At 70.1% G+C, this 14,039-nt stretch carries 14 protein-coding genes; 13 read left to right on the top strand and 1 reads right to left on the bottom strand.

Annotated elements, in window-relative coordinates; translation table 11 throughout:
- Positions 1 to 55: 55 nt before the first annotated feature.
- The 3 genes from AB0B97_RS27290 to AB0B97_RS27300 all read left to right on the top strand — a co-directional run bounded on the left by AB0B97_RS27290 (position 56) and on the right by AB0B97_RS27300 (position 2,281).
- Positions 56 to 619 carry a TetR/AcrR family transcriptional regulator gene (locus tag AB0B97_RS27290; RefSeq protein ID WP_357497613.1) on the top strand — a complete coding sequence of 188 codons (564 nt, stop codon included), beginning with the start codon at positions 56 to 58 and terminating at the stop codon, positions 617 to 619.
- Entirely contained in the window at positions 612 to 1,895 is a 1,284-nt protein-coding gene (locus tag AB0B97_RS27295) for an FAD-dependent monooxygenase (protein WP_357497615.1), read from the top strand. The genes AB0B97_RS27290 and AB0B97_RS27295 overlap by 8 nt, the downstream gene beginning before the upstream one ends.
- 80 nt (positions 1,896 to 1,975) lie before the next feature.
- The gene (locus AB0B97_RS27300) at positions 1,976 to 2,281 is read left to right on the top strand and encodes a hypothetical protein (RefSeq protein ID WP_357497617.1); all 306 of its coding nucleotides are present in this window, start codon (positions 1,976 to 1,978) and stop codon (positions 2,279 to 2,281) included.
- A 57-nt stretch (positions 2,282 to 2,338) separates the two neighbouring features.
- Here AB0B97_RS27300 and AB0B97_RS27305 read toward each other — a convergent pair whose 3' ends face one another.
- Complete coding sequence (locus tag AB0B97_RS27305; RefSeq protein WP_234583518.1) at positions 2,339 to 3,196, bottom strand: SPFH domain-containing protein; 858 nt, start codon at positions 3,194 to 3,196, stop codon at positions 2,339 to 2,341.
- 224 nt (positions 3,197 to 3,420) lie between these two features.
- Between AB0B97_RS27305 and AB0B97_RS27310 the strand changes: the two genes are divergently transcribed.
- The 10 genes from AB0B97_RS27310 to AB0B97_RS27355 all read left to right on the top strand — a co-directional run bounded on the left by AB0B97_RS27310 (position 3,421) and on the right by AB0B97_RS27355 (position 14,017).
- Positions 3,421 to 4,182 (top strand): ABC transporter ATP-binding protein, encoded by a 762-nt coding sequence (locus AB0B97_RS27310; protein WP_234583517.1) that lies wholly within the window; start codon positions 3,421 to 3,423, stop codon positions 4,180 to 4,182.
- On the top strand, positions 4,169 to 4,861 hold the full coding sequence (locus AB0B97_RS27315; RefSeq protein WP_357497620.1) for an ABC transporter ATP-binding protein: 693 nt from the start codon (positions 4,169 to 4,171) through the stop codon (positions 4,859 to 4,861). Before AB0B97_RS27310 ends, AB0B97_RS27315 begins: the two co-directional genes overlap by 14 nt.
- Before the next feature lie 51 nt (positions 4,862 to 4,912).
- Positions 4,913 to 6,163 carry an ABC transporter substrate-binding protein gene (locus AB0B97_RS27320; protein ID WP_357497622.1) on the top strand — a complete coding sequence of 417 codons (1,251 nt, stop codon included), beginning with the start codon at positions 4,913 to 4,915 and terminating at the stop codon, positions 6,161 to 6,163.
- Between the two features lie 10 nt (positions 6,164 to 6,173).
- Positions 6,174 to 7,055 (top strand): branched-chain amino acid ABC transporter permease, encoded by an 882-nt coding sequence (locus AB0B97_RS27325; protein ID WP_357497624.1) that lies wholly within the window; start codon positions 6,174 to 6,176, stop codon positions 7,053 to 7,055.
- The gene (locus AB0B97_RS27330; RefSeq protein ID WP_357497626.1) at positions 7,052 to 8,068 is read left to right on the top strand and encodes a branched-chain amino acid ABC transporter permease; all 1,017 of its coding nucleotides are present in this window, start codon (positions 7,052 to 7,054) and stop codon (positions 8,066 to 8,068) included. The genes AB0B97_RS27325 and AB0B97_RS27330 overlap by 4 nt, the downstream gene beginning before the upstream one ends.
- Before the next feature lie 209 nt (positions 8,069 to 8,277).
- Positions 8,278 to 9,588 (top strand): glycosyltransferase 87 family protein, encoded by a 1,311-nt coding sequence (locus tag AB0B97_RS27335; RefSeq protein WP_357497628.1) that lies wholly within the window; start codon positions 8,278 to 8,280, stop codon positions 9,586 to 9,588.
- A 55-nt stretch (positions 9,589 to 9,643) separates the two neighbouring features.
- Positions 9,644 to 10,807 (top strand): acyltransferase, encoded by a 1,164-nt coding sequence (locus AB0B97_RS27340; RefSeq protein ID WP_234583511.1) that lies wholly within the window; start codon positions 9,644 to 9,646, stop codon positions 10,805 to 10,807.
- Positions 10,808 to 11,011: 204 nt separating this feature from the next.
- Positions 11,012 to 11,644 (top strand): transcriptional regulator, encoded by a 633-nt coding sequence (locus AB0B97_RS27345; RefSeq protein WP_357497630.1) that lies wholly within the window; start codon positions 11,012 to 11,014, stop codon positions 11,642 to 11,644.
- Between the two features lie 184 nt (positions 11,645 to 11,828).
- The gene (locus AB0B97_RS27350) at positions 11,829 to 13,397 is read left to right on the top strand and encodes an MFS transporter (RefSeq protein WP_357497632.1); all 1,569 of its coding nucleotides are present in this window, start codon (positions 11,829 to 11,831) and stop codon (positions 13,395 to 13,397) included.
- 11 nt (positions 13,398 to 13,408) lie between these two features.
- Entirely contained in the window at positions 13,409 to 14,017 is a 609-nt protein-coding gene (locus tag AB0B97_RS27355; protein ID WP_357497634.1) for a TetR/AcrR family transcriptional regulator, read from the top strand.
- The last annotated feature ends 22 nt before the right edge of the window (positions 14,018 to 14,039 follow it).

The raw sequence follows: 14,039 nt of genomic DNA on the forward strand, positions 1-14,039 counted from the left end.
GACACACAGATGCTGGACTATCAACCAACCGCTTGGTTGGGGGGATGGTGGAAGGATGACCGAACGGCTCGATCGCCGGCAGGCGCTCATTCACGCGGCGTTCTCGGCGATCGCCGAGGAGGGCTTCGAGGGGTTCCGGTTGCGGCCGATCGCCGCCGCGGCCGGCATCGACCACTCCACCCTGCACCACTACTTCCGGACCAAGGCCGACCTGATCGCCGCAGTGCTCGAGCACGTGACCAGCCAATTCGAGGCGACGATGCACAACGACCTGGAACCCGCAGCCCGCTTACGGCAACACCTCAGCGAGATCGCCACCGCTGTCGCGCAACGGCCCGAGTTGTTCATCGTGCTGGACGAGCTCGATCTTCGGGCTCGACGTGACGAGTCCACCGGGGCCGACATCGAACGCGACGAACAGGGTTGGCGGGACGCGCTCGCGGCGATCTTCACCGAGGGCGTCGCGCGACACGTCTGGTCGGTGAACCTCGACGTCGCCGTCAGCGTCGAGCTGGTGATCGCCACCGTCAAAGGCATTCGTCTGCGGCCCGACAAGGCCGAGTCGGTAGTCAACCAACTCTGCGACCTCTTCGCACCAGAGAGCCGCACCCATGACTGACGTGCTGATCGTCGGCGGGGGCATTGGCGGCCTCGCCCTCGCCCAGGGTCTGCGTAGACACGGCATCAGCGTCGCCGTGTACGAGCGGGACCGACGCCGCGACGACCGGGTGGACCGCTACCGGCTCGCGATCAACCCGGCGGGCAGCCGGTCGCTGCGTGCCTGCCTGCCCGACCCGCACTGGCAGGCGTTCACCGACACCGCGGGCCGGCCCGGCGGCGGTTTCGGCTTCCTGGGCACGGACCTGCGCACGCTGGTGCTCGTGGAGGACTCGGTCATGTATCCCGACGATCCCGACCCCGCCGAACGGGCCTATCCGGTCGACCGTCACACGCTGCGTGGGGTTCTCCTCGACGGACTCGACGACGTCGTCCACTACGACAAGGCATTCGAGCGGTACGAGCTCGCCGCTGACGGTCGCCCCACCGCGCGCTTCGCCGACGGGACGGCCGCCACCTGCGACGTCCTGGTCGGTGCCGACGGGATCAACTCCCGGGTGCGGGCGCAGTACCTGCCGACCGCCACTGCGCGAGACGCCGGCGCGGTCGGCGTCGGGCTCAAGCTGCCGCTGAACGACGACACCCGGGCCTGGTTGCCCGCCCGGCTGGCCGAGGGCATGAACCTCATCGTGACCGGTGCGCCGTACTTTTTGTTCACGTCGGTGTTCGAACGCCAAAAGCCGGTGGGGGACGACTACCTGCTGTGCGCGTTCGTCGCCCGCAACGACCTGTTCCCGTCGCGTCCGGAGCGCCTCGATGGCCCCCAGTTGAAGGCGTACGTCGCCGGGCTCATCACCCACTGGCATCCAGCGCTCCGCCACCTGATCGACAGGTGCCCACCGGGCGATGTGAGCGCGTTCCCCTTCCAGGCGTCCGACCGTCCGGCGCCCTGGGCGCCCTCGCGGGTCACCGTGCTCGGCGACGCCGTGCACGGGATGCCGCCGGCCGGCGGAAACGGCGCCAACACCGCGCTGCGCGACGCCGCCCTGCTCACCCGCCAGTTGTCGCTGGCCGACGGCGGCCACCTGCCGCTGCTGGACGCGATCGGCGGATACGAGGCCGAGATGCGCGAGTACGGATTCCACAGCGTCGACCTGGCCATGAGGACCCTGCGCCAGGGCATGATGAGCAACCCGGTCGCCGTGGGTCTGACCCGTGGCTGGTTCAGCCTCTGCGGCGTCGCGTCACCGCTGCGCCGGATGACGTTCGGCGCGAGCTGGGCCACGATCAGCGCTCCCCGCCAGTGGGAGCGCGCCGGCGCCAGCCGGCCGGGCTGACCCGCTCGACCGGCCCGGGGCGAGGGCGGCCGTCCGATGGTCACCCCGCACAGGCGATCCTGTCGGTGCGGGTCGGCAGGATGGCGTCATGGGTTCACGTCTGGGCACTGTCGTCGTCACGGGTGCCGCCGGTCGCATTGGTTCGGCGGTCTGCCGTCACCTGCGCGACGAGGTGCGCCGCCTCGTCCTGGTCGATCGGGTGCCCGTTCTGGGACACCACGGCCGAGGCGCGGCTCGGCTATCTGCCGGTGGACGACGCGGAGGTTTTCGCCGACGGAGTGCCCGGTTCGCGCGACCCGGTCGACCCCGCCGCCCGGCAGGGCGGCGCCTTCACCGACGCCGCGTACTCGCTGCGGCACGTCCGGGCGGACGAGCCGTCCTGGTGAGCCGAGCATCCACCAGCGTGCCGCCGGCCCACCCGCCACGGGTGGGCCGGCTTCTTCTCACTTGCCGGTGACGATGCCCGGGTTGATGCACAGACCCGGGTTGGCGCCGTTCTTCTCGGCGATCTCCAGGCAGCGGGTGACCTTGTCGACCTTCGCGTTGGTCTCGGTGATCTGCTTGGAGATCTCGGCGTTCTTGCGGTCCTGCTCCAGGTTGCGGGTCTGGGCGAGCTTGTCCTGGAACGCCTTGATGTTGCCCTCGGTCTTGTCGTCGTGGTTCACCCGCGTGATGGTCACCGAGAGGATGTCCACGTCACTGGCGAGGCGGGTGTCCGCGCTGGTCTTGATGTTCGCCGCGAACGGCTTCAGGTCGACGTTGAGGTCACCGGTCCGCGCGTCGATCTTCTCCAGCGGGTTGTACGCGGCGAAGGCGTCGTTGACCGCGCTGTCGAGCTGCACACCCACCCGCTGGCCCCGGAAGCTGTCGAAGTCTCCCTTGTAGTCCATGAACTGCTTCGGCGCGTTCTCCGGCCTGACCTGCCACTCGATGAGCACCTCGACGCAGGCGTCGGCGAGCGTGCCGGTGCGGACGCGCACGCAGTTGTTGCCACCGATGTGGTCGTACTTCTGCCGGCCGGCGTCCCACTCGCCGACCTTCTGCCAGGGGGCGACCCACTTCAGGCCGGAGCCGGTCACCTTGCCGGTGGGCTTGCCGAAGCTGGTGACGATGCCGACCGAGCGGATGGGCACCGAGTGGGCGCTGGAGGTGACACCGACCAGCAGGGTGAGGGCGAGAAAGACGAGCGTCGCGAGGGCGGCCATCCGCTTCAGGGGCCGCGCGGGGGCGACGAGTGCCAGGACGGCGCTGACCGCCAGGGCGACGGCGAAGACGATCGCCATGGTGAAGCCGACGGGCATGGAGTGGGGACCTTCCGCTGGGCTGTGTGGATCATCAACCTAGGAGGTTGGGTCAAGTCGGCCGGACAGGGGAGTGGGGTTCGCGTACGTCCCCTGCTCGCCGAATGTGGAGTCCATCGACATGGTTCGACTCGCGGGGCCGGTCGTAGGTTTCCTCCACGCGACGGCCCTGTGACCACGGTCACCGAATCGACCGTCGCCGCGACCGTGCGGAGGATGAGGCGATGGCCGGGCAAGCGCTCCTGTCGGCCCGCGGGCTGACCCGGGACTTCCGGGGCTTCCGGGCGGTCGACGAGGTCGACCTGGACGTCGCCCCGGAGAGCGTGCACGCGCTCGTCGGCCCCAACGGCGCCGGCAAGACCACTCTGTTCAACCTGCTCACCGGGTTCCTCACGCCCAGCGGCGGGCGGATCGAGTTGGCCGGGCGGGACATCACGGGGCTGCCGCCGGAGCGGGTCGCCCGGCTCGGCATGGCCCGTTCGTTCCAGATCACCAGCCTCTTTCCGCAACTGTCCGCCCGCGAGCACGTCGCGCTGGCGTTGCAGTCCTCCAGCGGGCTGGGCTGGCGGTTCTGGCGTTCGGCGAAGCTGCTGGACCGCTACACCGAACGGGCCGACGAGCTGCTGGCCGAGGTGAGGTTGGCCGAGCTGGCGCAGGCGCCGTCGGCGGCGCTGGCGTACGGCCGAAAGCGGGCCCTGGAGCTGGCCATCGCTCTCGCGCTGGACCCGAAGGTGCTCCTGCTCGACGAGCCGACCGCGGGGATGGGCCTGGAGGACGTCGACCGCACCGTCGAGCTGATCAGCCGGATCCGCGCGGGCCGGACCGTGGTGCTGGTCGAGCACAACATGAGCGTGGTCGGCCGGCTCGCCGACACCGTCACCGTCCTACAGGCCGGCACGGTCCTCGTCGAGGGCCCGTACGAGCAGGTCCGCGCCGACGAGCGCGTGATCACCGCCTATCTGGGAGCCGCCGATGCTGCGCATTGACAACCTCTCCGCGTTCTACGGCGAGGCGCAGGTGCTGCGGGAGGTCGGCCTGGAGGTCGCCGCCGGCGAGGTGGTCACCCTGGTGGGCCGCAACGGCGCCGGCAAGTCCACCCTGCTGCGCTGTGTGATGGGGCTACACGCCGGCCAGCGCGGCACGGTGGAGCTGGACGGGCGGGACATCACCAGGCTGCCCGCGCACCGGCGGGCCCGCCTCGGGCTGGGCTGGGTGCCCGACGACCGGGGCAGCTACGCCACCCTGACCGTCACCGAGAACCTCACCCTGCCCCCGACCGTCGGCCCCGACCCGTGGCCGCTGGAACGGGTGTACGAGGCGTTCCCCGCCCTGTACACCCGGCGCGACTCGGCGGCCACCATGCTCTCCGGCGGCGAGCAGCAGATGCTCGCGCTGGCCCGGGTGCTGCGCATGGGCGCCCGGCTGCTGCTCTGCGACGAGCCCACCGAGGGGTTGTCACCGCTGCTGGTGCGGCAGGTCGGCGACCTGCTGCGCGAGGCCAAGCGGCACGGGGTGACCGTGCTGCTCGTCGAGCAGAACCTGCACTTCGCCACCGGCGTCGCCGACCGGCACTACCTGCTGGCCGAGGGACGTGTCGCCGAGGCGATGGACAACTCCGAGGTGCGCTCGCGCGAACGCGAGCTGCTCGCGTACCTCGGGATCTGATTCTTTCCAACGACGAGCCGCGCGACGGTGCGCGGCATGGATGGAGTGGGCATGCGCAGGACGGTGGGTGTGGCCGCGGCGTCGGCCGCGGTGCTGCTGGTCGCCGGTTGCGGCGGCGGTGGACCCCAGGCGGGCGGCGATCAGAAGCTGACCGGCGACAAGATCGTGCTGGGCGTGCTCAACGACCAGTCCGGGGCGTACTCGGAGTTGTCCGGCAAGAACTCGGTGACGGCTGTGGAGATGGCCATCGCCGACTTCACCGCGAAGTACGGCGACAAGGCGGTGACCAGGAACATCACCGTGGAGACCGCCGACCACCAGAACAAGCCGGACGTGGCCAACTCCAAGGCCCAGGAGATGTACGACCGCAAGGGCGTCGACCTCATCCTGGACGTGCCCACCTCGTCGGCCGCGCTGAAGGTCGCCGACGTGGCCAAGGAGAAGAAGAAGCTCTACTTCAACATCGGCGCGGCGACGACCGACCTGACCGGCAAGAGCTGCAACAGGTACACCTTCCACTACGCCTACGACACGTACATGCTGGCCAACGGCACCGGGAAGACCACCACCGAGCAGATCGGCAAGAACTGGTACATCCTCTACCCGAACTACGCCTTCGGTCAGGACATGGAGAAGAGCTTCTCCACCGCGATCACGGCGGCCGGTGGGACTGTCGTCGGCAGGGACGGCGCACCGTTCCCGAACACCAGCGGCGACTTCTCCACCTTCCTGCTCAAGGCGCCGACGCTGAACCCGAAGCCGGACGTGCTCGGCACCATGCAGGCCGGCGCTGAGCTGGTCAACGTGGTGAAGCAGTACAACGAGTTCAAGCTGCGCGACAAGGGCGTCGGCCTCGCGGTGGGGCTGATGTTCCTCACCGACATCCACTCGCTCACCCCGGCCGCGCTGGCCGGCACCACGTACACCGACGCCTGGTACTGGAACTTCGACGCGAAGAACCGGGAGTTCGCCGACCGGTTCCAGCAGAAGGCCGGCACGCGGCCCACCTTCGCGCACGCCGCCAACTACTCGGCGGCGTTGCAGTACCTGGAGGCGGTGCAGGCCGCCGGCACCGACGACGCGGACGCCGTGGTCAAGGGCCTGGAGGGTAAGACCATCGAGGACGTCTTCCTGCGCAACGGCAAGATCCGCGCCGAGGACCACCGGGTGGTGCACGACGCGTACCTGGCCCAGGTCAAGCCGCAGGCCGAGGTCACCGAGCCGTGGGACTACGTCAAGGTGCTCAAGACGATCCCCGCCGCGGAGGCGTTCCGCGCGCCCTCGGCGGACTGCAAGCTGTGAGCGGCTGGCTGTGAGCGGCTTCGCGCAGAACACGTTCAACGGGCTGGTGAGCGGGGCGTTCTACGCCCTGCTCGCCCTCGGGCTCGCCGTCATCTTCGGCATGCTGCGGGTGGTCAACTTCGCGCACGGCGCGTTCTACATGCTCGGCGCGTTCGGCGCGTACGTGCTGCTCACCGAGGTGGGAGTGCCGTTCTGGGCGGCCCTGGTGATCATGCCGGTGGGGCTGGGTCTGCTCGGCATGGCGTTGGAGCGCGCCGTTATCCACCGGCTGACGAAGCTCGACCCGCTCTACAACTTCCTGCTCACCTTCGGCCTGACGCTGATCCTGCAGGATCTGGTGAAGTTGCGCTACGGCGTGCAGTCCAGCCCGTACGAGACCCCGTCGCTGTTGAGCGGGTCGGTCAACTTCGGGCTCTTCGACTTCCCGACCTACCGGGTGTTCATCCTCGGCTTCGCGGTGCTGCTCTGCGTCGCGGTGTGGTGGGTGCTCACCCGCACCCGGATCGGGATGGTGGTCCGGGCGTCCACCGAGCGGCCCGACCTGACCCGCGCCTTCGGCATCGACGTCGGGCGGTGGGTGACACCGGTCTTCGGCTTCGGGATCGGGCTGGCCGGTCTCGCCGGCGTGCTGGCCGCTCCGATGCGCGCGGTCAACCCGCTGATGGGGGCCGACCTGATCATCGTGGTCTTCGCGGTGGTCGTGATCGGCGGGCTGGGCTCGATCTTCGGTTCGGTCGCCGCCGGTTTCGGTATCGGCCTCGTGCAGGCGTGGGGTGAGGCGTACCTGTCCGCCTTCCCGATCGTCTCGCAGACCATCGTCTTCGTCGTGATGGCCGGCGTGCTGCTCTGGCGCCCGGCCGGCCTGTTCGGTCGTGAGGAGGCTCCCGCATGACCAGCACCGTGGACACTGCCGCCGACGCGTCCCGTACGACGCCGCCGTCCGGGTTGATCGCCGTGGCCCGGGCTCCCGGCTGGGTGCGGTACGCGCTGCTCGCCGTCGGACTGGCCGTCGCGGCGTGGCTGCCCAACGGCCTCTATCCGGCGGTCGCGGTGGACATCCTCTGCTGGGCGCTGTTCGCCGTCGCGGTGGACCTGCTGCTGGGCTTCACCGGGCTGATGTCCTTCGGGCACGCCGCGTTCTGGGGCACCTCGGCGTACGTCACGGGGTTGGTGGCCATCCACGCCGGCCTGCCGTTCCCCCTCGCCGTGCTGGCCGGTGCGCTCGCCGCGGCTCTGCTGGCCGTGCCGATCGGCTACCTGGCGGTCAAGCGCACCGGCATCTACTTCGCGATGGTGACCTTGGCCTTCGCGCAGATGGTCTACTACGTGGCCAACGAGTGGCGCTCGGTGACCCAGGGGGAGAACGGCCTGCAGGGCGTGCCCCGTTCGTTCTTCGGGCTGGACCTGACCGACGACTACTACTTCTACTACGCGATCCTGCCGATCGTGCTGCTCGGCCTGGCCGCCGCCTGGCGGATCGTGCACTCGCCGTTCGGCCGGGTGCTCGTCGGCATCCGGGACAACCCGGCCCGCGCCCGTGCGCTGGGCTACCCCGTGCACCGCTACAAGCTCACCGCGTTCGTGCTCTCCGGGTTCATCGCCGGGCTGGGCGGCGGGCTGTTCGCGGTCGGCCACCGGTTCGTCTCGCTGGACGTGCTGCACTGGACCACCTCCGGCAAGGCGGTCATCGTGGTGGTGCTCGGCGGGATCGGCACGCTCTGGGGCGGGGTGCTCGGCGCCGGCATCGTGGTCCGGCTGGAGGACTGGTTGTCGTTCTCCGGGTTCGAGGCGATCGGCCTGGTGACCGGCGGGATCTTCGTCCTTGTCGTGGTGCTGTTCCGGCGCGGCATCTGGGGGACCGTGGCCGACCTGGCCCGGCGCCTGGCCGTCACCCGCCGCGGATAGCTCTGGCGTGCGTCGGTGGCCTGGGCGACGAGCCCGGGTCGCCGGCTCGGCCTCTTCGCCGCCAGGCCGGTCATGCGCTCCTGCCAGGGAGTTTGCAGCCCTCTCGGCCAGCGGTGCAACCGATCGTAACTTTTTGGACACGGTGGTCGTCGAAGGCGCGAGGGGTCGTTACCCACGGGGGCGGCGACCCGACTACCATCCAGCCCACTATGACCATAGAGCGCATCCGTCGGCTCGCCACCGACGTACCGGCCGATCACGCCGCGCCCCCGCGGACCCCCCTGCCGAACTGGCTCCTCCTCCCGGGCCTGGCCCTGCTGGCCATCTCGCTCGCGGCGTACGGCGCTTTCGTGCGCGACCGCCCGTTCCGGGGGACGGACTTCAACATGTACCTCGGGGCCGCCCACGCGTTCCTCGATGGGCAGCCCGTCTACCAGCTCGGGTACACGACGCTCGCCCTTCCGTACACCTATCCGCCGATCACCCTGCCGTTCCTGACGCCGCTGACGCTGCTCGATCCGCGGACCGCGCTCACCGTCATGAACATCGTGGGTATCGCAGCGATGTTCCTCGCCCTGTGGTTCACCACCAGGATGCTCGGCTACGAGGGCACCCGGGGCCGGCTCGGTCTCGTCGCCGCCGTCGGCGCGGTGCTGCTCTGGACCGAGCCGCTGCAGCGCAACCTGGACCTCGGCCAGATCAACATCTTCGTGCTGCTGCTGGTCGTGGCGGACCTCGCCCTGCCCGGCCGGAGCCGGTTCAAGGGCGTCGGCATCGGCGTCGCAACCGCGACCAAGCTGCTGCCCGGACTCTTCGTGGTCTACCTGCTGCTCACCCGGCGAATCCGGGCCGCCATCGTCGCGACCGGCACCTTCGCCGGGCTCACGCTGCTGGGCGCGATCATCCAGCCGGGCGGCTCGTACGACTACTGGCTGACCGGGCGGGCGTTCGACTCGCACCGGGTGCTGATGTCCTCCGGCCCGCGGTACGGCGGCAACCAGTCCCTGCAGGGGTTCACCGCCCGACTGCTCGAAACCGACCAGCAGAACACCGTCTGGTGGATGCTCTCCGTCGCGGTCGTGCTGGTCGGTGGCCTCGCCCTTGCCACCGCGCTTCAGCGGCACGGCGAGGAAGCGATGGCCATGGTCGTCGTCGGCTTCACCATGCTGCTCATCTCGCCCATCAGTTGGTCGCACTACTGGCTCTGGATCGGCCCGATGGCGGTGGTGTTGATCGACGTAGCGCGCCGCTCACACGGCGCGGCACGTCTGGTCGCCGGCATCGTCGCGATAGCCGCGATCGCGCCGTTTCTCATGTGGCCGGGCCCCTATTACGGCGGACTCTCCCCGCGCGGCCTGATCTGGCAGGCTAACCGGTTTGACGGGCTGGCCCAGCGGTTCGCGGTTGATCCCTACGTGTCGACGACGCTGGTGCTCTTCACGCTCGCCGCGTTGTGGCTGTACTGGCGGTCGCGTGCGGAACGGACGGTCCTGCCGGCCGTCGGCACCGCAAACCCATGATCAATTCCCTACGGCGACAGCGGCACGGAACCGCCGCGAACACCAGGAGACGTCGATGACGCAGGCGATGGACGAGCACGCGGTCGCAGCGCAGACCACCGAGCCGATGCGGGCTGGTCAACGAGCGGACCTGCCCCAGCAGGCCGGCGTGGTGGCGCCGGCCGTCGAGCGGGCGGCGGGCGGGCGGCGGCCGCGCCTGCTGGTCCTCGACGGACTGCGCCTCGGCGCTGCGCTCATGGTCGTCGCGTACCACCTCATCGGTGACAAGGTCGGTGCGTGGCAGCCCTCCGCCGCGTCCCACTTCGGGCTGCTGCACTCCGTCTCCAAGTACGGCTTCCTCGGCGTGCAGCTCTTCTTCATCATCAGCGGCTTCGTCATCTGCATGAGCGCCTGGGGACGCTCCGTCGGTGACTTCTTCGTCTCCCGCGTCGTCCGGCTCTACCCCGCTTACTGGTTCGCTGTCCTGGTGGCCGCCGCCGTGCTCGTGGCCGTGCCGAGGGGTGTCGACCTCAAGCTCCGCGACGTGGTGGGCAACCTGACGATGATGCAGGAGTTCCTCGGCATCCGGCACCTCGACCTGTCGTACTGGACGCTCACCGTCGAGATGATCTTCTACCTCCTTTTCGCCATCCTCGTGGCGCGCGGCCTGACCTACCGCGGTGTGGTCGCCTTCTGCGCCATCTGGACCGTCGCCTCGCTGGTCGTGCCCAAGTTCGGCAGCGCGTGGTTCAGCGCCGTCGTGGCGGCTGGCTACTCCAGCTACTTCATCGCGGGCATCGCCCTCTACCTCATCTACCGGTTCGGCCCGAACCTGCTGCTGTGGTCGATCGTCGGCCTCTCCTTGCTGATCGCGCTGACCCGGCTGCCCAGCCTGGCCCAGGCCCGCGACGTCGCCTTCGCGCCGACGGCCGTCATCGTGACAGCCTTCGTCGTGGTGATGGCAGCGGTCGCTCTCAACTTCTTCTCCTGGGTGAAGTGGGGCTGGGTCGCGACGGCCGGTGCCATGACCTACCCGCTGTACCTCATTCACCAGACGGTCGGGCTCGCCGTCATCGACCGGCTCCAGGACCACCTGTCGCCGTGGTTGCTGATCACCACGCTGATCGCCGCTCTGCTGATCGCCGCCTGGCTGATCCACCGGTTCATCGAACGGCCCGCCGCTCGCTGGATGAAGCGGCAGCTCAACGACTCGATGCGCCAATTGCGGACCACGCGCTGACATCGGGGCCCACGCGCTGACTGTGCCGGCGGCGCTGAAGGACGCACAAACGCTCGGCCGGCGCCTCGACGGGGGCGCCGGCCGGCGTCGTCGGTGGGCTGCGGGTGCGTCACGCAGTTGCCGGCAAATCCCGCGACGGCGCATCCACCGTGCGTCGTTTCAACGAACCCCCGGGTAGAGAACGCCTACCCGGGGGTACGTCTGGTGCTGACCCATCCGATTCCGGCCGACGCCGTACAGACCGCGCACAAGGGTGTCTTCTTGGCGGCCGAGGACCTGGACGGTAACCGTGTCGCCACGTTGATGCTGGAGTTGGCCGACGAGTGGGGCGTGCCGGCGCTGTGGGAGCAGGTGTGCCGGCCGCTGCTGGCGAGGCTCTCGGGGCGTACGGCCGCCGAGATCGCCGTCGAGCATGCCCTCTCCGAGGGCGTCCGGGTGGGGCTGGACGTGCACCGGCGCGAGCCGGGCCGGTCACTGCCCACCGGCGGTGTGCTGCTGGCCGGCGCCGAGCAGGAGGCGCACAGCCTCGGCCTGCACGCGCTCGCCGCCGCCCTGCGGGAACAGGGGCGCGGCTGCCTTCACCTCGGCCCCGCGCTGCCCTGGACCGCGTTGACAAATGCGGTTTACCAGGCCCGCCCGCACACCGTCGTGCTCTGGTCGCAGACGCCGGTCACCGGCCGCGCGTACCGTCTGGTGCGCTTCGCCCGGGACTTCCCGCGCCTGCGGGTGTACGGCGCGGGGCCGGGTTGGATCGAGCCGCTCGCCGCGCCGGCGATCCACCTGGACGCGCTGCCGGACGCCGTCGCCGCCTGCCTGGACACCACGCGACCCCGCTGAACCTCGGCGGGTGCGTCTCGGGCCGACGTCGTGTCCCCCGATCGGGGTGCGGACCAGACGTGATGCGCACCACATACGATACGGATCGGTTCCGTATCGTTAATGCCCGCCCGTAGGCTGTTCGCGTTACGAGTCTGGCCCGTATCGTATTGCGTGACGGGTGCAACCGGGGGGAGAACCGGGCATGGAACTGCACGAGAACACGGGACACCCGAGGAGGTGGGCGATCCTGGGGGTGCTGGTGATCAGCCTCCTCGTCGTCGTCCTCGACAACACGATCCTCAACGTCGCCCTGCGCACCCTGGCCGACCCGGTCCACGGCCTCGGAGCCAGCCAGGGCGAGCTCGAGTGGTCCATCAACTCCTACACGCTTGTCTTCGCCGGGCTGCTGTTCACCTTCGGGGTGCTCGGCGACCGCGCCGGCCGCAAGCGCTTTCTGATGATCGGGCTGGCGCTGTTCGGCCTGGCGTCGCTGCTCTCCGCGTACGCTGACAGCCCCGCGCAGCTCATCGCGGCCCGCGCCCTGATGGGGGTCGGCGGCGCGGCCATCATGCCGGTGACGCTCTCGATCATCTCCAACGTGTTCGACCCGCGTGAGCGCGGCCGGGCCATCGGCGTCTGGGCCGGCGCGGTCGGCCTCGCCGTGGCGATCGGCCCGATCCTCGGCGGCACGCTGCTGGAGCACTTCTGGTGGGGCTCGGTCTTCCTGATCAACGTCCCGGTGGTCGTCGCCGGCGTGATCCTGGTGGCGCTGCTCGTCCCCGAGTCGCGTGACCCGCGCCCCGGCCGCGTCGACCTGCTCGGCGTCCTGCTCTCCGTTGTCGGCCTGGTCGCCCTCTCCTACGGCATCATCGACGGTGGCGAGCACGGCTTCGACCGTCCGGTGGCCTGGGGCTCGATCCTGGTGGGCCTCGCCGTGCTGGCCTGGTTCGTGCGGCACGAGCTCCGTTCCGACCACCCGTCGCTGGACGTCCGGCTGTTCAAGGTGCCGCGCTTCGCCGCGCCGGTCGCGATCGTCGGCCTGGTGTTCTTCGCCGCGATGGGCGTGATGTTCTTCAGCTCGTTCTACCTGCAGTTGGTCCGCGACTACAGCCCGCTGCAGACCGGTCTGCTCTTCCTGCCCTTCGCCGGCGCCCAGCTGATCTTCGCGCCGCGCAGCGCCGCGATGGTCCGCCGCTACGGCGGCCGGGCGGTCGCCGCCGTGGGGCTGGGGCTGACCGTGGTGGCGCTTGCCGCGTTCGCCTTCATCGGGGCGTCCACCCCGATCTGGATCGTGCTTGTCGTCTTCTTCATCCAGGGCGTCGGGATGGCCAACATCATGCCGCCGGCAACCGAGTCCATCATGTCGGCGCTGCCCCGCGAGAAGGCCGGCGTGGGCTCCGCGGTGAGCAACACCGTCCGCCAGGTGGCCGGCGCGCTCGGCGTGGCGGTCCTCGGGTCGGTGCTCTCCGCGGTCTACCGCAGTGACGTGGGCGACGCGCTGACCGGCCTGCCCGCGCAGGCACAGGACGCGGCCAACGAGTCGATCTCCGGGGCGTACGCGGCTGCCGGCCAGCTCGGTCCGGCGGCGCCGACGCTGATCTCGGCGGCCAACGACGCCTTCGTCACCGCCATGCACTGGGCGGCGGCGCTGTCCGCGATCGTCGCGGCCCTGGGCATGCTCGTGGTGCTGCGGTGGATGCCGGGTCGCGAGGCCCTGGCTCCGGCGTCGGCGGCCCCCGCCGCCGAGCCCGAGTTGGCCGGCACGGCCTAGGTTCGGCGACAATGTCGGACATGACGTCCACCGCCGATGCTCCGCGGTCGCCCGGGCGACCGCGGAGCATCCGCGCCGACGAGGCGATCATCGAGGCGACCCTCGACCTGCTCGCCGAGGGCAGCACCATCGAGGCGCTCTCGATCGAGGCGATCGCCACCCGCGCCGGCGTCGGCAAGGCCACCATCTACCGCCGCTGGGCCGGCAAGGACGCGTTGCTGCTGGACGCGCTGCGCCGGCTCAAGGGCGTCATGCCGCAGCCGGCCGGCGACTCCGTCCGCGACGACCTGCTCCTGCTGGTCGGCGCGATCGGGCAGAACGCCGACCCCCGCGCGTCGAAGATCATGCCGTGTCTGGTGCCGGCGGTGAACCGCAGCCCGGACCAGTTCCAGCTCTACCAGAACATCATCGCGCCCCGGCGGCAGCTCATGCGCGAGGTGCTGCGGCGCGGCATCGAGGAAGGGCTGCTACGGCCCGACATCGACGTCGAGGTGACCATGGCGCTGCTCACCGGGCCGATGCTGATCCAACGCGTCCTTCAGTGGAACCCGGACCTGGACGGCCGGAAGCTTCCGGCGCAGGTCGTCGACACCGTCCTCGACGGCATCCGCGCTCGCTGACCCGACCGCGTGCCCCCGGCGG

This window comes from Micromonospora sp. NPDC049004, assembly GCF_040649315.1.
GTDB lineage: Bacteria > Actinomycetota > Actinomycetes > Mycobacteriales > Micromonosporaceae > Micromonospora.